The following is a 21,152-nucleotide window of genomic DNA, read 5'->3' as shown; positions in this document are numbered from 1 at the left end:
TTTTAGAACATTGAACGATTAACGGAATTTTATAGAATTCAGTCAAAATATGAGAACCCAACATGTGCAACTGTTTGCTTTTCTGGGCTTTTTTCTAAGTCGCTTGTCTTTCTGTTTCGCCAAGCTTATCAAGTATGTGCTGTAAATTCGGAATATGCTTAAGTAATGCAGAACGTATTTTTTTGGGTTCAACCGGCTTGGTTAGAAAGTCGTTCATGCCGGACTGATAGCACAGTGCCTTATGCTCTTTCATGACATTAGCGGTGACAGCGATGATCGGGACCTCACCGCGCCAATCATCATAACTGCGTAGCATCCGTGTCGCTTCATAACCGTCCATGATGGGCATATGGCAGTCCATCATAATTGCGTCAAATTGGCGTGTATGACAAATGTCTATGGCTTCTTGGCCGTTATTGACGATGGTCGTATGAATATTGAGTAGATTGAGCATCACGCTGATGATTTGCTGATTCACTCTAGTATCTTCGACAACCAAAACGTTAACGTCGCTATCGACTTGGTCATTAATCAACGTAATCTCATCCTGAGAGTACTTTTCAGTGAAGCTGACTAAGTTCCGTTTGACCGGAGGGGACTCTTTCACGTCGGAATTGGTGATATTCATTGGAATGGTGAAGTAAAAATTACTGCCAAGCCCGACTTGACTCATTACTTTGAGTTCCCCCCCCATCATCTCGATGATTTTTTTACTGATTGCTAAGCCAAGGCCTGTACCTCCATATTTTCTTGTCGTGCTGCCATCCGCTTGCTGGAATTTTTCAAATATAGACGAAAGGTTGTCTTGGTCGATGCCGATACCGGTATCTTTGACCTCAACGTATAAGTGAGGGCGTTGTTCAATGTGTAAGGAATTCACTTTAAGTTCGATATGGCCTTGCTGAGTAAACTTAAGCGCATTGCCGATGAGGTTATTTAACACCTGCTTTAGGCGTATTTGGTCGCCGTTAATTTCATTAGGTAAGTTGGGTTCAATATTGCATTGGAACATCAGTTGTTTCTGTGCCGCTCGAATACTGTATTCATTGGATTGCTGTTGGAGCAGTTGGCGAATATCGAAGGGTTCATTACTCAGGGAAAAGTGTCCAGCCTCAATTTTTGAGAAATCAAGAATGTCGTTAATAATATCGAGTAGGGTGCTTGATGAGCTATTGAGGATGTCTAGGTAACTTTTTTGTACCTCATCTGGATTTGTTTCCTCTAAAAGGGTGGCAATTCCAACAATGCCGTTCATTGGCGTTCGAATCTCGTGGCTCATATTGGCGAGAAACTCGCTTTTCTTAACATTGGCGACTTCAGCTTTATCTTTGGCTGATTTGAGTTGTTGATAGTTAATCTCTAACTGGGTAATACAGGCGTTGTATTTTTTGATTAGCTGTGCGATTTCGTCATTGAACTTGCGAGGATGCCCAGTAATCTTATTGGGAGTTAAGCTACCTTCAAAGCCAGACATCGCGCGGGAAACATTTTGGATGGGCCTCACAATCATGGTTAACACGATATAAAGCAAGCTCGCAACTATGAGACTGGTCTGGAGTAAAGTGATAGAAAGCAGCCACAGAAAGTCGCGCCATAATTGACTATGCAGGGGCGCAATGTCGGTCTCTATGGTGAGAGTGCCGATGGTAAATTCTTTATCACCAAGTGAATGGGTGATTGGCCATTGATGGACAATGATATGCTCACTGTCGACACTCCCTGCTGAGGCCATGAGCTTAGTGCCGTCTTCAAGTTTGACGGAATCTATGTAAGGGAGCTGATATATCCCTTCGATTTGAGTCTCAATTTGCTCGGTGTCAACCACCCATAGACTGGCACTAACGCTTGCAAGAAAACTATCTTCCAATTGATGTAATTTTTGGTCAATGGAATCCATTTCTGACCGATAGCCATGATAAAAATTTATTCCGGCAATGATTAGCGCCAGTACTACACTTACTGTCACTATGGTGATTACAAGCTGCTTGGCAATACCCCAATTCAATTGCTTCATTGGTTAACAATCCATATCAATGTGTCTTGTTGCTTATAAATAGCCTAGTATTAATATCGATAAAGTGGGAAGAAAAATCACAAGGAGTTGGTGGTGAAGCGGGTTAGGTTACGAAATTCATTGATTGCACTGCTTTTTAGCGTTAGCACGTATCAAACAATGGCAAGTGATGTGGTCAATTACTATGTGATTGCAGGGCAAGCGCAGCCATTTCAAATTGAGGAACAAGGCAAGAGTCATAAGGGTATTGTTTCCGATATTATTGCCGAAATATTTGCTGGAAGTGATTATCAACTCAACTATCACACTTACCCTTTCAATCGAATGATTTCGACACTTGAGGCGGGCGGTGAACAAAACTGGGTTACGTATGGGAGTCCAAGCTGGGGTCGGGTTCAATCTGAACACCTATCGGATTTACCGATTTATCAGGTGAAACATACCCTGGTGACCAGTACGAGAGCGTCTTTTCATTATGAGGATCTCGGCTCAATTAAGGGTAAAGGGCTGGTGTTACTGCTAGGGTTCGACTACGCAGAATTAACCCCCTATATTGAGCAGGGCGACTTTAGCGAGATTCGGGTTAAAAACTATCAGGCTGCGTTTAGTATCATGGAGAGGTTGCCGAGTGATACCGCGTTTGTCGAAATGGAATCGCGCGTAAAGTACCATTTAAATCGACTAGGCTTAACGGAGCAGAGTTTCCGTTTAGAGGCGTTTAGTGATGTTATTGCTGATTACCCAATTCATTTGGCATTTTCTGGTGAGATGAAGCCAGAAATTAGGCTGTTTATCAATCAACGCTTAGCTGAAATGAAAGCCAATGGGTCGTTGCAAGAAATAATTAATCGGTATATCTAATTAACCTGAGCCATACTTTTAACACAGTTTTTTGCAAGGTGGACAATTGTGAAAAGAGTGATGATATGGCTTGTGGTTTTTACTCCAGCAATAGCTTGGGTGACGCTGTCGTTTTATGAGACGACATGGTGGGTAGAAAATATCGTTGCTTTTCCTGCGCTGTTCTTGATTGCATATTGGGCTATGAGTGCAGCATTGCTGTTATGTCGTCATTGGTTTGCTGGTGTAACTTGTCTGCTGCTATCTTCTGTATTTTTTATGCTTGCACCAAAATCCCACCAACAGCAAGTGAGTAACTGTGTTAATCCAATCACCATAGCCCAGTACAATCTCTATTATGCAAATGACGATGTGAATGCCTTTATTAGTTATTTAATGTCTGCGCCTAAGGATCTCGTCGTTCTTCAAGAAGTGGCCCCTGAAGTGGGGGAAAAGCTACAAAGCCTAACGGATATCTATCCCTACTATTATGGCGGCCAGGAAGGGGTGGGCTACCCTTCAAGTCAAATGATATTGAGCCGTTCGCCATTAACCAATATGTCGGTTTATATGACACCAGATCAACAAGCGATCATCCGTGGTACTTGGCATCCCAATAAACATATTGCAATGACATTGGTTGCGGCTCATCCTCCTTCACCAAGGACAAAACCTCTATGGTACAGGCGCAATGCACTAATACGTACCATTGAGTCCCTAAATGAAATCTACCCAGATGAAGAAGTGTTAGTCGTCGGTGATTTCAACTTGTCTTCAGTCAGCTTAAGGTTTGGTACGCTGTTTCCGAGTTATCAGACCCTTCCTGTCGCAAGTTGGCCAAATTGGGCAAGTGACTTTTCCACTCCAGACTTCTCAATGATTGCGATTGATCACTTGTGGCTAAAATCGGCGGCTAGTGGTCGGCGAATATGTGAAAGGCAAAGTGTTGCGCGTCCGAATGGTTCTGACCATAAGATAGTTATCACCCAGATTGGCTATTGATACTGATTCTTATTTGATGTGAAAATGGTAGACATCGGTTTGAAAAAGGAACACACATGGAAATGACTCAATACAGTGATGAGCAGTTGTGGGAAATTGGTAATGGTTTAATGGATAACTTGATGCAAGCATCAACAGAGATCGACCATCAGCGCCATGTTCAGGACTTTACTCAACGCTTAAGTGACATTGTTCAGCCTGAATACTTTGAGCGTGTCGTTAAGAAATACCAACAAGAAAAAGGCCTGTTCACTAAGCGAACTCCTGTCGAAATTTTTAGACGCGAAAACTCTATCGCCTTCGTCTGGAAGCAAGGCTTTAGCGTTGCAAAAGGGGAGTTTGTGGCAGAAATGGTGATGATGAAAGTCGAGGGTCGTTGGCTGGTGGATCATGCTGCCGTGTTTTAAGTTGCAGTTAGATTGACCACTCGCTAGAATTGCCGCTCCTTTCATTGCTGTAAATGTGTGAGGACATATGAATAGCGCGCAAGTTGCGGCGTCGTATTCTGCAGTAGCAACTTCACCGAAACGTGAAGTGCTACTAAGAGAAACAATGGCGCTAGCTAAAATGGCTTCAGTAATCGCACTGCCATTTTTGCTATTGTCTCTGGTTTGGATTTAATCCAGAGCACACAGCACAAGGATGTGTGCTTTCAAGTTTTCATCCTGCTCTATTAATCTGCGATACCGCCTTCGGTCAGTTTTGCAGGATCCAACAATCTTTCTAGTGTCGCTCGATCTAACTCCGTTTCACGCTCGGCAACATCAATGATTGCTTCACCTTGTTTGTAGGCTTTCTTGGCGATCTCCGCCGCTTTTAAATATCCAATAACCGGGTTTAGCGCCGTGACAAGGATTGGGTTCTTAGACAAAGCCACACTCAGGTTATCGTTACGAACGGTGAAAGTCGCAATAGCTTTATCTGCAAGCGACGTCGCGCTGTTTGTCAGCAGTTCTATGCTCTCCAATACGTTGTGTGCGATCACTGGCAACATCACGTTAAGCTGGAAGTTACCGGACTGCCCTGCAACGGTAATGGTGGTGTCGTTACCTATGATCTGTGCTGAGGCCATGGCTACCGCTTCAGGGATCACTGGGTTCACCTTACCCGGCATGATTGAAGAGCCAGGTTGTAAGCTTTGTAACTCAATCTCACCTAATCCAGCTAATGGTCCTGAGTTCATCCAACGTAAATCATTCGAAATTTTTAGCAGTGCGACTGCTGCTGTCTTTATTTGGCCTGACAGCGCAACAATGGCATCTTGGGTACTTAAGTTGTAGAAAAAGTTATCACTGCTAGTGAAGTCAATTCGTGTCACTTGAGCTAGGTTATCGGTAAACTTAGCGGCAAACCTTGGGTCGGCATTGATTCCTGTCCCAACGGCCGTCCCCCCTTGGGCAAGCGCTTTCACTGCGATGAGTGAGTGTTGAATACCGGCCAGAGCTTGCTCAATTTGATATTGCCAGCCGCCCAGTTCTTGATCGAAGGTGATCGGCATAGCGTCCATCAAATGGGTGCGGCCTGTTTTAACCTTTCCGCCAATTTCATTTCGTTTAGACTCTAGCGTAGCAACAAGATGGTTTAACGCTGGGATAAGCCGAGTTTCTGCGGCAATGGCAGTGCTGACCTGAATCGCTGTAGGGACAACGTCGTTGCTGCTTTGACCCATATTAACGTGATCATTTGGGCTAATCGGAGCGCCAAGTAAATTAGATGCCAAGGTTGCAATCACTTCATTGGCGTTCATGTTTGAACTGGTGCCAGAGCCAGTTTGGAATACATCAACAGGGAATTGGTTGATGTGCTCGCCGTCAATGATGGTTTGTGCAGCTTCGTTGATTGATTCCGCGATGTCACCTTCAAGCAGCCCTAGGGTCGCGTTGGTTAACGCAGCACTCTGCTTAATGTACGCAAGAGCTTGAATAAATGGTATTGGCATGGTGTGAGTGCTGAACTGAAAGTTGTCTACCGCACGCTGAGTTTGAGCTTGGTAAAGAGCGTCCACTGGCACCTTCACTTCGCCCATACTGTCTTGTTCAGTACGGAACGGTTGGGTTGTAGAGGCTAAAGTCATATCTGGATCCTTTTGAAATCTAATCTAATGGCGCTTGTACGCGTTGTAATAATTGTTGTAGGTGTAAAAACTTGATATCGCCATCATCCCATTGGTAATAATGGCGTTTAAGGCATAAAAGGGGTGTGTGTATCGAATCCAAACAAACTCGTCTAAACGTTCGGCTACGCGCAGGGTCTTGAATAGCATCAAGAAGATGATAATAGAGCTGACGTAAAAAGAGTTCGTAGAGCAGGGGATTTTCTTGTTCGCAACCATTCTCATACAGCGAGGACAACATCATCGCACTGTGGATGTAGTCATGGATGACATCCGGCTCAAAACCGTGTTGAGTATAACGCTCCAAAAAGCGATCTTGCGCTCTGTAAAATGCGTTGTAAAGAACGTTTTGGCTATCCATACACACCTCGTTATATATTGTAATGATAATTATTATCAAATGATGGAGTGTTAATCAACCATAGATTTTGTAGGCCAACTTTAAGCTGATGACATAAAAAATCCCGCTAATACTGGGCATTAGCGGGATTGATAACTGATGATAAAACAAGTTAAGGCTTGAGTTTAAGGACCTTATCGATATCTTCCGCGCTATGGCGTTCTGGCACTTGTTCCCACTCTTCTCCCCATGATTTATTTACAATACGGCCCCGTTGTACTGCTTCACGTGCTTCAATTTGCTCTGCCCAACGTTTAACGTTTTTGTAGCTATCGGTATCTAAGAACTCAGCCGCGTCATACGCTTTACCAAGCACTAAGTTGCCATACCAAGGCCAGGTCGCGATGTCAGCGATGGAGTACTCGTCGCCACCGAGATAGGTCGTTTTAGCAAGTTGTTTATCGAGTACGTCTAACTGGCGCTTTGCTTCCATCGCAAAGCGGTTAATTGGGTACTCGAACTTCTCTGGTGCGTAGGCATAGAAGTGGCCGAAACCGCCGCCAAGGTAAGGTGCTGATCCTTGTAACCAGAATAACCAGTTCATCACTTGGGTTTTCGCTTTTATGTCTTTTGGCAAGAAGTGACCAAACTTCTCTGCAAGGTAAAGCAAGATATTGCCGGACTCAAAAACATTGATCGGCTCATCGCCCGACTGGTCAACGAGTGCTGGGATCTTAGAGTTTGGGTTAATCTCGACAAAACCTGAACCAAACTGATCGCCTTCACCAATTCGGATAAGGTAAGCGTCGTACTCTGCTTCTGTTACGCCAAGTGCTAGCAGTTCTTCCAGCATAATCGTCACTTTCTGGCCATTTGGTGTGCCCATCGAATGTAACTGAATCGGGTGTTCACCAACTGGAAGCGCTTGTTCATGACGAGCGCCAGAGTCTGGCCTATTGATACTTGCCCACTGGCCGCCATTCTCGTCTTCCATTTTCCATACTTTCGGTGGTACGTATTGGTTAGTCATTGTTATTCCTTATTCCGATTGATATCAGGCTAGGTTGAGCGTTAACAAGCAAGCGTAAACTTAACTCAACATACACTTATTACAGTTGGGATAAAATAATCGGTTAAAAGGGGGGGAAGGAATTTTTGTATAGAACGCTTGGTTATTGAAAATGGAGATTGGATATAAGTAAGTTCTAATGTAAGAGTGAGAAGCTTGGCAGTACCAAGCTTCAGAGTCGATTAGCGGCGAGTTTGTTTTAACTGCTCCAAAACAGTGTTTAGAGAAGGAACGATAGAGTGGCCAAGTTGAATGACTTCAGCGCTTGGTTCAACTAAGTCTGGGATTTGGAAGGTCACCATATTTGCACTTACAGCACTTATAACGCCGTTATTTGAGTCTTCAAAGGCTAGGCATTGGCTTGGTTCAACGGCTAATCGTTTGGCGGCCAAAAGGTAAATCTCTGGATCAGGTTTTCCGTTTGACACTTCACAGCCGCAAGTTACAGAGTCGAAATAGCTTGTTAGCTCAGCCAGCTCAAGCTTTTTCTCTGCAATGTCTTTATGTGTCGAGGTTGCAACGGCAGTTGGAATGTTATTCGCCTTGAGCCAAGAGAGCATATCGATCACGCCTTCTTTTACCGGGATCGCTTGATGCTTTACGATGGCTTGGTAATTCACTTTCCATTCGTTGTGCAATCGTTCAAGGTCATCACCGTATGCGTCGCGGAAAATCTTCTCAATACCCGCAGAGTTTCTACCAATAATAGAAAGATATACGTCTTCGTAGAAAGGCAGTTCTTGAGTAAGACAGGCTTGCTTAAATACTCTCATACAGACTCTCTCTGTATCGAGTAATAGGCCATCCATATCGAATATCGCAGCTTGGTAGTTCATAGTTACAACTTGAATAGAATGAAAGTGGACTGATTTTGTCACACTTTTTCTAAAGCTAATAGAGACAAATTTATATAAATCTATAATCTATAATTATTATTAATTGTAGGTGTGAATGGGTACATATTCATTTACACACTCATTCTGAATTTAGGTTAAAAAATGATCTGGATTAATAAATTATAGCCCGATGTCTTTATAGTGCTTTTCAAAGTCAATTCCTCAAAAGGATTATTATAATGAAAAAACTATTAGCACTGGGTATCACAGCAGCCATTTCAGCACCTGTAATGGCAGAACATTCAACCATCGATGGCATGGACTTCGGGCCTCTTACTCCATTAGTGGGTACATGGAAATCAGTCGAAACGAGTGGAGTGGATATGTCGCCGGGCCAAACTGACTCAGCAGTGGGTAAAGGTGGACCAGCAGTGACGCCTTTCTACGAAGTGATGACGTTTGAAGTTGCGGCTGACGCGACCAACGCGAGTGACCAATATCTGGTTGCACTGTATTACAAACAGGAAGTGTTCCGTAAAGCGGATGATTCTAAATTCCACGATCAGCGCGGTTACTTGATTTACGACCAAGAGAATCAGATTGTTTACAATTCATTCTGTGTACCAAGAACAACCTGTGTGACAGCAGAAGGTCCAGCAGGAGAGACGATGATGTTAAAGGCTTCGGTACGCGGTATTGCTGAGTCTGAATATATGACGGCAAATGCGAAGACGACGGACTTTATTATGAACATCAGTATCTCTGATGACACGTTGACTTATTCACAAACCACGAGTTTGGATATTTACGGTAAGCCTTTTGCTCACACTGACACGAGCACATTGGAAAAAGTGAAATAATACCTTTTAGTCACAAATAGATGCGATGCAAAGCCCCTTTATGGGGCTTTGTTGTTTTATGTACTCGGCGGATATTAATTTGTGGTCCAATGTTTAGTACACTCCTGTGAAAACGAGAAGTAATAAACTCTGAGGGGAAGAAAGTGCAGGATAAAAAGGTAGCGTTTGTTGGTTTAGGTGTCATGGGTTACCCAATGGCGGGCTTTTTGAGCAAAGCAGGGCATGAGACAAAGGTTTTCAACCGTACAAAAGCTAAGGCTGACAAATGGGCAACAGAATACGCGGGTCAGGCCTGTGAAACGCCAAGCCAAGCAGCGCAAGACGCCGACGTTGTATTTGTTTGTGTGGGTAATGATGATGACGTACGTAGCGTAGTGTATGGCGAAGAAGGCATTCTAGCCACTTTGAAACCGGGCGCAATACTCGTTGATCATACAACGACGTCAGCGGAGTTAGCCGTTGAGTTAGCGCAAGCTGCAAAAGAGAATGGCAATACCTTCATTGACGCACCTGTGTCTGGTGGTCAAGCGGGCGCTGAAAATGGCGTATTAACCATTATGTGTGGTGGTGAGCAAGCGATCTTCGATACTGTTTCACCGATCATGGATGTGTACGCGAAGCAAATGACACTGCTGGGTGAAAATGGTCAGGGTCAACGCTGTAAGATGGTTAACCAAATCTGTATTGGCGGTATTTTACAAGGTCTCAGCGAAGCCTTGCTACTGGCGCAAAAGTCGGGATTAGACGTTGAACAGGTGGTAGAAACATTAAAACATGGTGCTGCGGGTTCATGGCAGATGGAAAACCGCGCTGTCACTATGTCTCAAGACAAATTTGATTTTGGCTTTGCCATTGATTGGATGCGTAAAGACTTAGGGTTCTGTTTAAAAGAAGCGGAGCGTGTTGGTCTTGATCTTCCACTAACCAAAAAAGTGGACGAGCAGTACGCGGAGCTACAAGAAGATGGTTTTGGCCGCATGGACACGTCCGTACTCATGAAAGCGGTTGCGAAAAGTCAGCAGTAAACCAACTAGTAAAAAATAAACAGTTCTTTGGTATCAAATAGCTTAAAGAAGTTAAAGTTATCCATATCTAACTCTCCTTGAACTGAGGTTTAAATAAAGAGGTGCTAATATGCACCTCTTTTCTCATTTAAGTGCTACATAGTTAACCCTAGTTGATGATTGGACTCTTTACCAACTCCAACTAAAGATTGACCTGCGATTAGTTCAAATCAAAACGGTCAGCGTTCATTACTTTGGTCCATGCTGACACAAAGTCCTTCACGAATTTCTCTTTGTTGTCATCTTGAGCATAAACTTCAGCATACGCACGTAGAATCGAGTTTGAACCGAAGACGAGGTCAGCACGGGTCGCAGTCCACTTCTCTTCACCTGAACGACGCTCAACAATTGAGTAAGAGTTACGACCTGTTGGTTTCCACAAGTAACGCATGTCTGTCAGGTTGATAAAGAAATCATTGGTTAGTGCGCCAACTTGATCGGTAAATACACCATGCGCAGTATTTGCATGGTTAGTTCCTAGTACTCGCATACCACCAACAAGTACCGTCATTTCAGGTGCCGTTAGACCCAACAATTGTGCATGGTTAAGCATCAACTCTTCTGGTGTCGCAGAGTAGTGTTGTTTTTGCCAGTTACGGAAGCCATCAGCGATTGGCTCTAACACAGCAAATGATTCAATATCCGTTTGCTCAAGAGTTGCATCGCCACGACCTAGCGCGAACGGTACGCTAACCTCGAAACCTGCTGATTTCGCTGCTTGTTCGATACCCAAGTTACCCGCAAGAACAATAGTGTCAGCAATGCTAACGCTTGTTTCAGCGGCGATAGCTTCCAGAACAGATAGCACCTTAGCTAAGCGCTCTGGCTCATTACCTTCCCACTGGCTAAGTGGTGCTAGGCGAATACGTGCACCGTTTGCGCCACCACGTTTATCTGAGTTACGGAATGTACGTGCGCTATCCCATGCTGTTGCCACCATATCGCTAATCGATAGACCACTTTGAGCAATCTTCGCTTTTACTGCTGCTACATCGTAGCTTGCATTGCCCGCTGGTACGGGATCTTGCCAAACTAACTCTTCTGCAGGAATGTCTGGACCGAAGTAGCGACTCTTTGGACCCATGTCGCGGTGGGTTAATTTAAACCAAGCGCGAGCGAACGTTTCAGAGAAATACTCAGGATCAGTGTAGAAACGGTCAGAGATCTTGCGATATTCAGGGTCAACGCGCAGCGCCATATCCGCATCTGTCATGATTGGATTCAGACGAATGCTTGGGTCTTCAACATCAACGGGTTTATCTTCTTCTTTGATATCCATTGGTTCCCACTGCCATGCACCCGCTGGGCTCTTGCGTAGCCACCAATCGTAGTTAAGCAGCAGATAGAAATAGCCGTTATCCCACTCAGTTGGGTTGGTTGTCCACGCACCTTCGATACCGCTAGTTACGGTGTCACGACCAATGCCGCGAGCGCTGTGATTATTCCAACCCAAACCTTGCTCGTCGATGTCAGCGCGTTCTGGCTCAGGGCCAAGTTTAGACGCATCACCGTTACCGTGCGCTTTACCGACTGTGTGACCACCTGCGGTTAACGCCACGGTTTCTTCATCGTTCATACCCATACGAGCGAAGGTTTCACGCATGTCTTTTGCTGTTTTGATTGGATCAGGCTCGCCGTCAACACCTTCAGGGTTTACGTAGATTAGGCCCATCATTACTGCAGCTAGTGGGTTTTCTAGATCACGGTCATCTGAGTAGCGACTGTTTTCACCGCCACTTTCTTGTAACCACTCTTGCTCTGCGCCCCAATAGATATCTTTTTCTGGGTGCCAAATATCTTCACGGCCAAAGGCGAAACCGAACGTTTTCAATCCCATTGATTCGTAAGCCATATTACCCGCTAGAATCATCAGGTCAGCCCAGCTGATCTTGTTGCCATATTTCTGTTTAATTGGCCAAAGTAGTCGGCGAGCTTTATCTAAGTTGCCGTTATCTGGCCATGAGTTTAGAGGAGCAAAACGTTGGTTACCGGTGTCAGCACCGCCACGACCATCACCAATGCGGTACGTACCAGCAGAGTGCCAAGCCATACGAATCATTAAACCGCCGTAGTGTCCCCAGTCAGCAGGCCACCATTCTTGGCTGTCTGTCATCAGATGCTTTAAGTCTTGTTTTAAGGCTTCAACATCTAGCTTTTTGAGTTGATCTTTATAGCTAAAGTCTTCACCCATAGGGTTAGATTTTTTATCATGTTGATGAAGGATGTCTAGGTTAAGCGCATTTGGCCACCACGCGACGTTTGAAGAATTGGAAGACGTTGCTCCACCGTGCATGATTGGGCATTGACCGCCGTTGTTTTTTTTATGTTCCATGAATTGCTCCTAGAGTGTCACAGCAAGTAAGTAGTGTGAGTTAAGAACCACGCTTATAGTGTGGTCTTTGTTGTACATAGAATAGGAGCTTCTGGCGTTTTTATAAATCTGGTTATAGCTATGCTTTCGATAGGTATTTTCTATCGTAATCTAAACAGGGAGTTAGACGAACATAGAGAGTAGTACGAGAGGGGAAAGTCGCGCTGCTATCAAACAGCAGCGCCAAAGGTTTAGCCGTATTGAATTTCCAACTGTTCTGCTTTTTGCCAAGCTGCATGAGTCGCGAGTTGTTTGGCGTATTGAGTGATGTTCGGGTAGCGTTCCATTAGTCCGAATTTGTTCAGTGCCTCAACAATGAATGACATCATAATATCAGCGCCAGTCAACTTATCAGCCACAAAGTAACGCTTGCCTTCAAGCGATTGGTCGACGTAGCTCATCACTTTATCAAGCTCTAGTTCTGCGTAATCAGAAAGAAAGTTGGTTGGCGCACCATCTTTAGCGACAAATATCTTTAGAAGTAGTGGTAGAGCCGCCGAACTTTCAGCGAAATGCAGCCATTGGATATAGTCGACGTACTCTTCACTGTCACGGCTTGGAGCAAGACGCTCTGCGGCATATTTGCTGATCAAGTACTGTGTAATTGCACCAGATTCCGTAATTACTCGACCTTGATCTTCAATCACAGGGGACTTGCCAAGTGGGTGAATGGATTTGAGTTCTGGTGGAGCAAGAAACGTCACGCTGTCTCGCTGATAAGGAATGATCTTATATTCCACTTCGAGCTCTTCGAGAAGCCAGATAATACGCTTAGAACGAGATTGGTTTAAGTGGTGTAAAGTAATCATGCTAGCTCCTATACTGGTTCGTTCGTTTTGATGACGAGTTTGCCAAAATTCTTGCCTTCTAATAGGCCAATGAAGGCTTCGGGTGCGTTTTCTAATCCTTCAATCAAATGCTCTCGATAGTGGATTTTCCCTTCAGACAGCCACTGGGTCATTTGCGCGGCGAACTCACCATAACGGTGGCCGTAGTCGTCAAAGATGATGAAGCCTTGCATCTTGATGCGTTTAATCAGCAGTTGCGCCATCAACATAGACATACGATCAGGCCCATCAGGCAGTGAGGTTGCGTTGTATTGTGAAATCAAACCACACAGTGGGATACGAGCGCCAGTATTGAGTAGGGGCATAACAGCATCAAACACCTTGCCGCCGACATTTTCAAAGTAAACATCAATACCTTGGTCACATGCAGCGGCAAGCTGCTCAGCGAAATCTTCCGCTTTGTGGTCGATACATTCATCAAACCCTAGCTGCTCTTTTGCGTAACGGCACTTCTCTTCACCGCCTGCAACGCCAATCACTCGACATCCTTTTAATTTACCAATTTGTCCAACCATCGAACCCACAGCGCCAGTAGCCGCAGCCACAACTAATGTGTCGCCTTCTTTTGGTTGGCCGATGTCGAGAAGACCCATGTAAGCGGTAAAGCCAGGCATACCCATAACACCAAGTGCATAAGATGGGTGGCTTGGGTTCATGCCCATTTTAATCAGGCCTTCACCGTCAGAAATGCCGTAGTCTTGCCAACCCGTGAACGCTAATACCCATTCACCTTTATCAAAGTTAGGGTGATTAGACTCCATAACCTGACAGACCGTGCCACCAACCATTGTTTCACCAAGGGCTACGGGGTCTGCGTAAGATTTAGCATCGCTCATTCGACCACGCATGTAAGGGTCTAATGAAAGATAGACACTACGTAGCAGGAGCTCGCCTTGTGCAGGTGTTGGAATTTCAGATTGTTCTAGACGAAAGTTGTCAGGGGTAGGTGCACCAACAGGACGTGAAGCCAATACAATTTGGCGATGAGTAGTAGGGTTAGACATGGTTGTTATTCCTTATTAGACCGGTCGTCTAGTTGTTGTTTCAAAAAATCCCGTCCTCAAATGGACGGGAGATTTAACGATTCAATGATTATTAGCTAAGAACAAATTAATAGCTAATTAGTGCCTAAACGCTGCTTTGTAGTCGCTAGACACAATTCAAGATGATATTGGTCTTGCATCAACTTGTTGAGTAGGCTTGCTCCAAGCCATTGTTGATAAAGCTGGCTAGCAACCTCGTGGCAATGTAGTGGGGCAATAGAGCCATCATCAATGCCTCGTTGCAGCGTATTTGCGAGTGCTTGAATGATAAGTTCTGCACCGTTGGCAAGTGATACGCGCATAGTGTCGGAGAGATCAGAAACCTCTGCACTTAATTTTACAATCAGACACTTGCTAGCATTGCACACGCCATTATCCATCGCCAACCAGCGTGAAAAGTAGTCAAGCAAACAGTCACGACCATTCGTATTTGGTTGGTCGAGCACTAATTGGATACGAGCCATGTAGCTGCGAACATACTCTTCAATCAAAGCTTCGCCGAATTGCTCTTTCGATTTAAAGTAGTGATAAAATGAGCCTTTTGGTACGTCAGCAGATTTCAATAGTTGAGCCAAACCCACGGCAGTAAAGCCTTTACTGACGATGAGTTCATAACCAACATCTAAAATGTGCTGGCGAGTGTCTTGTGTTTTTGCATTCATGGCGACAAGCATAATGATGATTAGACCAGTCGTCTAGTAACATTTGATCTTTTAAAGATCCCAATTTCTAGTTCTTCATTCACTTTTTTTAAGTGGCAGTACTTCTGATGGGCCATCTTGTGTACTAAATTTGGTAGGCTCAAGTTTTAACTGGCTATGAATCGCTTGGCTACGGCCATTATCTTTGGCTTGATACAGCGCGGTGTCAGCAACCTTTACAAGTTCTTGTGGTGAGGCATTGAGATCGGGGAACGTGGTTACGCCGATGGAAACTCCAAGTTGACCTAGAGAAAGGCCTTTCATATCTAGGTGTAGTTCACGTACATCTTCGACGATATGGTTCGCCAGCTCTAATGACTCATCTATCGTTGTGTTCGGGCAGATGATCGCCAGCTCTTCTCCACCTAAACGACAAGCAACCTGAACATCGTCGATACTGCGGTTCAACAAGCTTGCGACCTCTTTAAGGACAAAGTCTCCGGCATCATGACCGAAGTTGTCGTTAAATCGCTTGAAGTGGTCGAGATCGAGCATTAGCAAAGAAAGGCTAGCCCCATCTTGGTTGGCTTTTGACCATTCAGTGTCGAGCACTTCTTCAAAGTAACGTCGATTGTATAGGCCAGTGAGTGGGTCGCGCATTGCTTGAGAACGAAGTTTCTCTTGTAGGCTGAGGTTGGCGAGCGCTAAGCCAAGGTGCTCAGCTAGAGTGTAGGCGATCTGTTTGGTCTCTTCGCTAACAACATGCTCATTACGACCGAAATAGAGGTGGAACATACCGACCGTATTACCGTGAGCGGTCAAAGGGACGCATAGGGTAGTACCGCCGTGCTCCAATCCGCTCATGTGGCTGCATTCTAAGTTGTGGTATTTGGCGTGAGATAAGTGAGACTTACCTTTGCGTAATGCCCAACAATCGTTTGGTGCATAAACTGTGCTCGCTGGCCAGTGACCTCCCCAATCTAGCTTCACTTCAAGTTGGTTGCGTGATTCACGCATAATAGAAACGCAGCCGTTGATATCTCCAAGGATGCGCGGAATGATGTCCGCCACTACAGCTTGTGCCTCTTTAATGCTATTACATGCCGCGAGCATATTGGCGAGTTGGTGGAGGAGTTCGATTTCGCGAGTACTTTTCTCAATGCGCTGTTCTTGAAGTTGGCGTTCGTGGTTAACCACTGAGAAGATCTTTCGATTGCTAAACCAAGAAGAGCATATCAAGACGGCAAATGAGCACGCCATCAGGAAGTAAAAGATAACTTCTAGGTCATTGGTCATCTCGGCTAATGCGGTCAGTGGCATGGCGAGCCTGATGACATACTTGGTATCGTGGCCATGTTCGTCAGGGGGAAGTTTTAATTGTTTGGCGACATAGAGTAAGTCTTGGTTGATGCTTTCACTGTGGCGCTTGGACATGCCTAATTCACCATTCAAAGCACTGATTACTTCTGGGCGACTACTGTGGTCTTCTAGTTTGTTTATCTCCCAGTTCGATAACTGAGAGTCACCGAGCACAAGTCCGCTACTATGAATGACGGTAAAGCGTTGTCCAAAACGGGATTGGGATAAGTTATCAATAAAGGCGTCGATTTCCGGTTGGCTCATATCGTAAAGATCGAGTTGTTTCTCTTCAATTTGGTGAGCAACATCATCAAGTAGGCTCGACATATAGCCGCTGACGATTTTAGTGGTCCATGTATTAAGCGTATGGTGGAAGTAGTATCCCCCAGCAATCATGGAAATGGCCAGTGCTAAGATGGGCAGAAATTGGAATCGGTTGAGAGTTGCTGTCATTAATTTCCACACTTAATAAGAGGATATTGATTAAATTGAAGTTTTTCTTATATAAGTGTAGTTGAGTAAGGAATTGGGTGAGGTTAAAAGTAAACTTTGGGACTAGGGTCAAATATTGAGCCTAGCAGGCAGTGATCGCTACCTGCAGGACGTAATTAGATCAAACAAGCTCGTAGCTGATTTCAAATAGCGTGTCTGTGTTTGGGTAAATTTCTCTGATCAGCTTCTTAAGCTTTGGCAGCTCAATGTACTCTTGCTCTGCGTGGAACTGATTAATATCGTCATAGTGCAGCGGTTTGACCGACTGAATCTTCACTTCACATACCTTTTGGTCAGTTTCAAGCGTGTAAACTTCAACCGTTGTGCCTGGTACATAATGGGACTCAGGCTCGTCTCTGATCGTAATGGTTTTCTTTCCTGACGCGACTAAGGGAGTTAAAAACTCGAAGAAAGTAATTTTAGTTGGTGCTTCCATTGCGTTACCTGCTTAGATTTATGAGTGAAAGCTCTAGATAATGGGAGCGGCATTTTAATTGAGTCGCGCTACTTTAGAAAGTGCTATTGAGTGACCGCGGCTACAGTATCTATCGATAGTGCGATTCGGGTTCCCTTATTTACTTCACTTTTTACGTCAATCACACCAGCAAGTTTCTGCGTGCAAATGTTGTATACCATATGCATGCCAAGCCCCGTGCCACCTTTAGCTCTAAGGGTAGTAAAAAAGGGTTGGAAGATTTTCTTTTGGTTCTCAGGAGAAATGCCGACACCATTGTCTTCGACAACAATATTAAGCTTGCCATTTTCCTCATTCGCGCTGAGTAAGATCATTCGTTCTTGCTGCGTCTCATTGCCGATAAATCCATGTACCGCGCTATTGTTAAGAAGCTCCTCTAACACGCATTGTAAAGATATTGGCGGCAGGAATAGCTGCAGTGATGCGTTACACTCTATTTCGATGCCAATCGATTTATTAGATAGGATGCATTGTTCGTGAAGGACGGCGTCGTCGAGGAGTTGTTTAAGGTTTATGACTTTTGCTTCTTCCGCAGTCATTTTTTGATTGATCTGTTTGAGCTTACTGACTAGGGCGACCGAGCGATTGATATTACTGACGATCATTTCAACGCATTCGTTAGCGATTTGCAGGAATTTGTTGAGGTCGTCTGTAGTGATTGTTTTGCCTGAGAACTTATCGGCCACATCGTCAAGCTGTTCACTGAGCAGGGATAAACTGGTCACAGAGATGCCTAAAGGAGTATTGAGCTCATGAGCCACACCAACCACCATACCAGTGAGTGCAGACATTTTTTCTGCCTCCATGAGTTGATCTTGAGTGCGTTTGAATTTTTCAATCAAAGTTTGAATTGAATGCTCGCTCGACTCTAGCTGCATGTCTTTATTTTGAATCTCATCTTCGACTTCATTGATTAACGATCGTAAGCTGATAATCATTGAGTGAAGAGAGTTAGCCATCACGTCTTTGTCACTACTTGGATTAACGTTAATATCATTTAGGTTGCCCTTGGCGACATGTTGCAGTACGTCAATATTGGATTCGAGTCTATCCATTAAATGATTAAACGACATGGCTACGTCACCGGCTTCTGTGCCGATTTCGACGGGTACACGGCGAGAGTAATCGCCATCCCGACTGATGTTATCTATAACGTTTAAAGTTTCCAACCAACTCATTTTCACGCCATGCTCGGAGACATTGAGCCCAAGTTGTTCCGCTTGTTCGCTGACCCGATGAATCTTGAAATACTTGAGTAGATAAAAGCAAGCATACGAATTAATCGCTGACCAAAGCAAAATCGCCAACAATCCGATCAGCTGTATTGTCGTCCTCCATAATAGATTGGATTGTTCGAGAGAGCTTAAAGTAACCCCCGCATAAAGTGTACCGATAAACCCGCAAAATAGGTGGACGGGAATAGCGCCGACTGGGTCATCAATACGTAAAATGATCAGTAATTTGTCACCGAAATAAACGGTGAGAGAAGCCATGACACCAAGCAAGAGGACATCCAAGGTGCTGAAGATGTCGGCGCCGGCAGTGACGATCACTAGGCCGCCTAACACGCTATTGAGTGTTACGAACACGGGAATGTGTTTAGAACGATGGACCAAAACTAACGTGATGAAGCCGGAAACCACGCCACACATTAGGGTGTTAAACAGGACCGTCGCAACCCGTTCGTTAAATTGATACAAGCTGCCACCGTTAAACCCCATCCAAGCAAACACCATTAGAAATACACCAATTGTAACGAGGGTGTGGTTGTATGATGGGATCTCATTAACTTGCTGATCAGAGTTAAAGCGGTCTTTGCGGGGGCCAATAACCATAGTGCCAATTAAACCAATCATTCCTCCGACAACGTGAACCGTCGCGCCGCCGGCAAAATCATGAAAGCCTAATGAAGATAGCCAAGAATTAGGGTTCCATGTCCAATAAGAGGCTACCGGGTAAGTGAGTAGCCCAATTAATGCGGATGCGTAAATATATCCGCGGAAACTCATTCGCTCAGCTACACAGCCCGAAACAATGGTCGCTGCGGTGGCTACGAACATAAGGTTAAACATGAGTATTGGGAGCTGCTCAGAAGCAAGAGGAAAGGTGTTGAAAGAGAGCAGAGAACTGCCTTGAGCGAGGTGAAATCCAACAAAGACATACACGACTGACACAACTAAAAAGTCGGCCATGTTTTTCATCGCCACATTGACCGAGTTTTTTGCGCGAACACAGCCTGTTTCGACAAGAGTAAAGCCAGCCTGCATAAAAAAGGCAATACATGTACAGGCTAATAACCATAGAAGAGACACATAATCAGTCCCAGCCATACTTACCCCTTTAGCCTTATGTTGTTACCTAACCATAAGCGTAGACGATGTAATTAAAATGCAGTACCGACTTGATGGTAAATATGAACCTTCACAAAGAGATAAATGAGTAACCAAGAGTGAGTTGTCGAGAGGGATTAGAACAAGAAAGAAATGGTTGCTGACGAAAGGGCGCCAGCAACTAGGTTAGGCTAGGGGGTCATCAGCTATTGTTCGGTACGCTTGTGTTTTGGTACGTAGTTTAAGATAGAGATAGGCACGGGCTTACGAGGCTCAAACCCTTCCACTTCGCGGCGCTCAAGTAAGTGACCCAAACGGCTCTCAATCATACAAAGGTTTTTAAAGTTATCTTTCGACACGAACGAAATTGCTTCACCTTGCGCATCCGCACGACCTGTACGACCAATGCGGTGGACATATTCATCGGCTGGGAAAGGTAAATCATAGTTGATTACACGGCTTAGCCCTTCGATATCAATGCCTCGGGCACCAACACCAGTGGCGATCATGTATTTGATTTTACCGGCTTTGAAATCTTCCAGTAGCTTTGAGCGGATTGCTTGACTGCGACCACTGTGGAAGGCTTCAGCTTCGATACCACGCTTTTCAAGTTGGCTCGCCAATTTAGCTGCGCCATGCTTAGTTTCAATGAAGATCAACGCTTGATCCCATTCGTTCTCTTTAATTAAGTGGCTTAGAAGAGCAGACTTCTTATCTTTATCAACCGTAATTAGCCATTGTTCGATGTTCTTCTTCGACGCTTGGTTAGCCGCAATTGAAATCTCATATGGGTTGTGAACAGCGGTTTTTGCAAGATCGCGAACCTTGTTCGAAAGCGTCGCGGAAAACAACAGGTTCTGAATATCTGTTGGCAGTCTGTCTAAGATCTTGTTGATGTCTTCAATAAAGCCCATATCTAACATACGGTCAGCTTCATCGAGGACTAAGATTTCGACTTCTTCAAAATAGACGGCGCGTTTGCCATACATATCAAGCAAACGTCCAGGTGTAGCAACAAGAATGTCTACGCCTTCGATCAATGCTTGTTTCTGTGGCTGTTCGTCAACGCCACCGTACATTGCTAAAGAAGTAAGGTTCAAGTGTTTGCCGTACTCTTGAACTTTCTGCTCAACCTGAACCGCGAGCTCGCGAGTTGGAGCTAAAATCAACGCACGAATACGCTTCTTACGTTGAGTTTCACCGCGCGATAGTTTTTCCAAAATTGGTAGGACAAAACTTGCTGTTTTACCGGTACCGGTTTGAGCAGCAGCAATCAAATCTTCGCCATCAAGAATGACAGGGATAGCTTTGTTTTGAATGTTGGTTGGCTTGTCGTAACCAAGTTCAGAAATTGCGGTAGTGATAGATTGGCTTAAGCCGAGTTTTGAGAATGGCATGTTTACACTCTGGATCTAGATGAATCAGGGGAGTTTCATCCCTTTAATGACGCAGAGT

The 21,152-nt window shown here is 44.7% G+C and carries 19 protein-coding genes; 6 read left to right on the top strand and 13 right to left on the bottom strand.

From position 1 onward, the window contains the following. Positions 1–94: 94 nt before the first annotated feature. A complete protein-coding gene (locus tag ACHUFZ_RS06130; protein WP_394126358.1) occupies positions 95–2,014 on the bottom strand; it encodes an ATP-binding protein in 1,920 nt (639 codons plus the stop codon). A gap of 159 nt (positions 2,015–2,173) precedes the next feature. Between ACHUFZ_RS06130 and ACHUFZ_RS06125 the strand changes: the two genes are divergently transcribed. The 4 genes from ACHUFZ_RS06125 to ACHUFZ_RS06110 all read left to right on the top strand — a co-directional run bounded on the left by ACHUFZ_RS06125 (position 2,174) and on the right by ACHUFZ_RS06110 (position 4,477). After that, positions 2,174–2,875: a substrate-binding periplasmic protein gene (locus ACHUFZ_RS06125; protein WP_394126372.1), complete on the top strand. Its 702-nt coding sequence runs from the start codon at positions 2,174–2,176 to the stop codon at positions 2,873–2,875. 48 nt (positions 2,876–2,923) lie between these two features. Then, on the top strand, positions 2,924–3,856 hold the full coding sequence (locus tag ACHUFZ_RS06120; RefSeq protein ID WP_394126357.1) for an endonuclease/exonuclease/phosphatase family protein: 933 nt from the start codon (positions 2,924–2,926) through the stop codon (positions 3,854–3,856). A 56-nt stretch (positions 3,857–3,912) separates the two neighbouring features. Further along, on the top strand, positions 3,913–4,263 hold the full coding sequence (locus ACHUFZ_RS06115) for a hypothetical protein (protein ID WP_394126356.1): 351 nt from the start codon (positions 3,913–3,915) through the stop codon (positions 4,261–4,263). A gap of 67 nt (positions 4,264–4,330) precedes the next feature. Next, positions 4,331–4,477 carry a hypothetical protein gene (locus ACHUFZ_RS06110; protein ID WP_394126355.1) on the top strand — a complete coding sequence of 49 codons (147 nt, stop codon included), beginning with the start codon at positions 4,331–4,333 and terminating at the stop codon, positions 4,475–4,477. A 52-nt stretch (positions 4,478–4,529) separates the two neighbouring features. Here ACHUFZ_RS06110 and ACHUFZ_RS06105 read toward each other — a convergent pair whose 3' ends face one another. From ACHUFZ_RS06105 to ACHUFZ_RS06090, 4 genes are all read right to left on the bottom strand, one after another. Then, positions 4,530–5,930: a class II fumarate hydratase gene (locus ACHUFZ_RS06105; RefSeq protein ID WP_394126354.1), complete on the bottom strand. Its 1,401-nt coding sequence runs from the start codon at positions 5,928–5,930 to the stop codon at positions 4,530–4,532. A 19-nt stretch (positions 5,931–5,949) separates the two neighbouring features. After that, complete coding sequence (locus tag ACHUFZ_RS06100; protein WP_394126353.1) at positions 5,950–6,330, bottom strand: hypothetical protein; 381 nt, start codon at positions 6,328–6,330, stop codon at positions 5,950–5,952. Between the two features lie 151 nt (positions 6,331–6,481). Then, positions 6,482–7,339 (bottom strand): glutathione-dependent disulfide-bond oxidoreductase, encoded by an 858-nt coding sequence (yghU, locus tag ACHUFZ_RS06095; RefSeq protein ID WP_394126352.1) that lies wholly within the window; start codon positions 7,337–7,339, stop codon positions 6,482–6,484. 221 nt (positions 7,340–7,560) lie between these two features. Further along, positions 7,561–8,214, bottom strand: a complete 654-nt coding sequence (locus ACHUFZ_RS06090) for an HAD family hydrolase (protein ID WP_394126351.1) — start codon at positions 8,212–8,214, stop codon at positions 7,561–7,563. A 239-nt stretch (positions 8,215–8,453) separates the two neighbouring features. On the opposite strand from ACHUFZ_RS06090, the gene ACHUFZ_RS06085 reads away from it, so the two are divergent. Both ACHUFZ_RS06085 and ACHUFZ_RS06080 read left to right on the top strand, forming a co-directional pair. Next, a complete protein-coding gene (locus ACHUFZ_RS06085; RefSeq protein ID WP_394126350.1) occupies positions 8,454–9,074 on the top strand; it encodes a heme-binding beta-barrel domain-containing protein in 621 nt (206 codons plus the stop codon). Positions 9,075–9,217: 143 nt separating this feature from the next. Continuing rightward, positions 9,218–10,099 carry an NAD(P)-dependent oxidoreductase gene (locus ACHUFZ_RS06080; protein WP_394126349.1) on the top strand — a complete coding sequence of 294 codons (882 nt, stop codon included), beginning with the start codon at positions 9,218–9,220 and terminating at the stop codon, positions 10,097–10,099. 199 nt (positions 10,100–10,298) lie between these two features. On the opposite strand, the gene katG is transcribed toward ACHUFZ_RS06080, so the two are convergent. From katG to ACHUFZ_RS06040, 8 genes are all read right to left on the bottom strand, one after another. Continuing rightward, positions 10,299–12,470, bottom strand: coding sequence for a catalase/peroxidase HPI (gene katG, locus ACHUFZ_RS06075; protein WP_394126348.1), 2,172 nt, complete (start codon positions 12,468–12,470; stop codon positions 10,299–10,301). A gap of 230 nt (positions 12,471–12,700) precedes the next feature. Then, entirely contained in the window at positions 12,701–13,318 is a 618-nt protein-coding gene (locus ACHUFZ_RS06070; protein WP_394126347.1) for a glutathione S-transferase family protein, read from the bottom strand. An 8-nt stretch (positions 13,319–13,326) separates the two neighbouring features. Continuing rightward, positions 13,327–14,361 carry an NADP-dependent oxidoreductase gene (locus ACHUFZ_RS06065; RefSeq protein ID WP_394126346.1) on the bottom strand — a complete coding sequence of 345 codons (1,035 nt, stop codon included), beginning with the start codon at positions 14,359–14,361 and terminating at the stop codon, positions 13,327–13,329. A 113-nt stretch (positions 14,362–14,474) separates the two neighbouring features. Then, entirely contained in the window at positions 14,475–15,062 is a 588-nt protein-coding gene (locus tag ACHUFZ_RS06060) for a TetR/AcrR family transcriptional regulator (protein ID WP_394126345.1), read from the bottom strand. 75 nt (positions 15,063–15,137) lie between these two features. Beyond that, a complete protein-coding gene (locus ACHUFZ_RS06055; protein WP_394126344.1) occupies positions 15,138–16,853 on the bottom strand; it encodes a sensor domain-containing diguanylate cyclase in 1,716 nt (571 codons plus the stop codon). A 160-nt stretch (positions 16,854–17,013) separates the two neighbouring features. Further along, entirely contained in the window at positions 17,014–17,328 is a 315-nt protein-coding gene (gene yqfB / locus ACHUFZ_RS06050; RefSeq protein ID WP_394126343.1) for a N(4)-acetylcytidine aminohydrolase, read from the bottom strand. A gap of 83 nt (positions 17,329–17,411) precedes the next feature. Beyond that, on the bottom strand, positions 17,412–19,697 hold the full coding sequence (locus ACHUFZ_RS06045) for an ATP-binding protein (protein WP_394126342.1): 2,286 nt from the start codon (positions 19,695–19,697) through the stop codon (positions 17,412–17,414). Positions 19,698–19,903: 206 nt separating this feature from the next. Then, positions 19,904–21,094 carry a DEAD/DEAH box helicase gene (locus ACHUFZ_RS06040; protein ID WP_394126341.1) on the bottom strand — a complete coding sequence of 397 codons (1,191 nt, stop codon included), beginning with the start codon at positions 21,092–21,094 and terminating at the stop codon, positions 19,904–19,906. Between the last annotated feature and the right edge of the window lie 58 nt (positions 21,095–21,152).

Source organism: Vibrio hepatarius (genome assembly GCF_043642085.1).
Lineage (GTDB): Bacteria > Pseudomonadota > Gammaproteobacteria > Enterobacterales > Vibrionaceae > Vibrio > Vibrio hepatarius_C.
The sequence above is the reverse complement of the archived record's forward strand: the minus strand, read 5'-3'. Positions and strand labels throughout refer to the sequence as shown.

Bases quoted from the DNA above. Each gene is read 5' to 3' on its own strand.
- ACHUFZ_RS06060 (WP_394126345.1), bottom strand. From the start codon at position 15,062: ATGAATGCAAAAACACAAGACACTCGCCAGCACATTTTAGATGTTGGT.
- ACHUFZ_RS06125 (WP_394126372.1), top strand. From the start codon at position 2,174: ATGGCAAGTGATGTGGTCAATTACTATGTGATTGCAGGGCAAGCGCAG.
- yghU (WP_394126352.1), bottom strand. From the start codon at position 7,339: ATGACTAACCAATACGTACCACCGAAAGTATGGAAAATGGAAGACGAG.
- katG (WP_394126348.1), bottom strand. From the start codon at position 12,470: ATGGAACATAAAAAAAACAACGGCGGTCAATGCCCAATCATGCACGGT.
- ACHUFZ_RS06070 (WP_394126347.1), bottom strand. From the start codon at position 13,318: ATGATTACTTTACACCACTTAAACCAATCTCGTTCTAAGCGTATTATC.
- ACHUFZ_RS06040 (WP_394126341.1), bottom strand. From the start codon at position 21,094: ATGCCATTCTCAAAACTCGGCTTAAGCCAATCTATCACTACCGCAATT.
- ACHUFZ_RS06105 (WP_394126354.1), bottom strand. From the start codon at position 5,930: ATGACTTTAGCCTCTACAACCCAACCGTTCCGTACTGAACAAGACAGT.
- ACHUFZ_RS06045 (WP_394126342.1), bottom strand. From the start codon at position 19,697: ATGGCTGGGACTGATTATGTGTCTCTTCTATGGTTATTAGCCTGTACA.
- ACHUFZ_RS06115 (WP_394126356.1), top strand. From the start codon at position 3,913: ATGGAAATGACTCAATACAGTGATGAGCAGTTGTGGGAAATTGGTAAT.
- ACHUFZ_RS06055 (WP_394126344.1), bottom strand. From the start codon at position 16,853: ATGACAGCAACTCTCAACCGATTCCAATTTCTGCCCATCTTAGCACTG.
- ACHUFZ_RS06090 (WP_394126351.1), bottom strand. From the start codon at position 8,214: ATGAACTACCAAGCTGCGATATTCGATATGGATGGCCTATTACTCGAT.
- ACHUFZ_RS06110 (WP_394126355.1), top strand. From the start codon at position 4,331: ATGAATAGCGCGCAAGTTGCGGCGTCGTATTCTGCAGTAGCAACTTCA.
- yqfB (WP_394126343.1), bottom strand. From the start codon at position 17,328: ATGGAAGCACCAACTAAAATTACTTTCTTCGAGTTTTTAACTCCCTTA.
- ACHUFZ_RS06065 (WP_394126346.1), bottom strand. From the start codon at position 14,361: ATGTCTAACCCTACTACTCATCGCCAAATTGTATTGGCTTCACGTCCT.
- ACHUFZ_RS06130 (WP_394126358.1), bottom strand. From the start codon at position 2,014: ATGAAGCAATTGAATTGGGGTATTGCCAAGCAGCTTGTAATCACCATA.
- ACHUFZ_RS06100 (WP_394126353.1), bottom strand. From the start codon at position 6,330: ATGGATAGCCAAAACGTTCTTTACAACGCATTTTACAGAGCGCAAGAT.
- ACHUFZ_RS06085 (WP_394126350.1), top strand. From the start codon at position 8,454: ATGAAAAAACTATTAGCACTGGGTATCACAGCAGCCATTTCAGCACCT.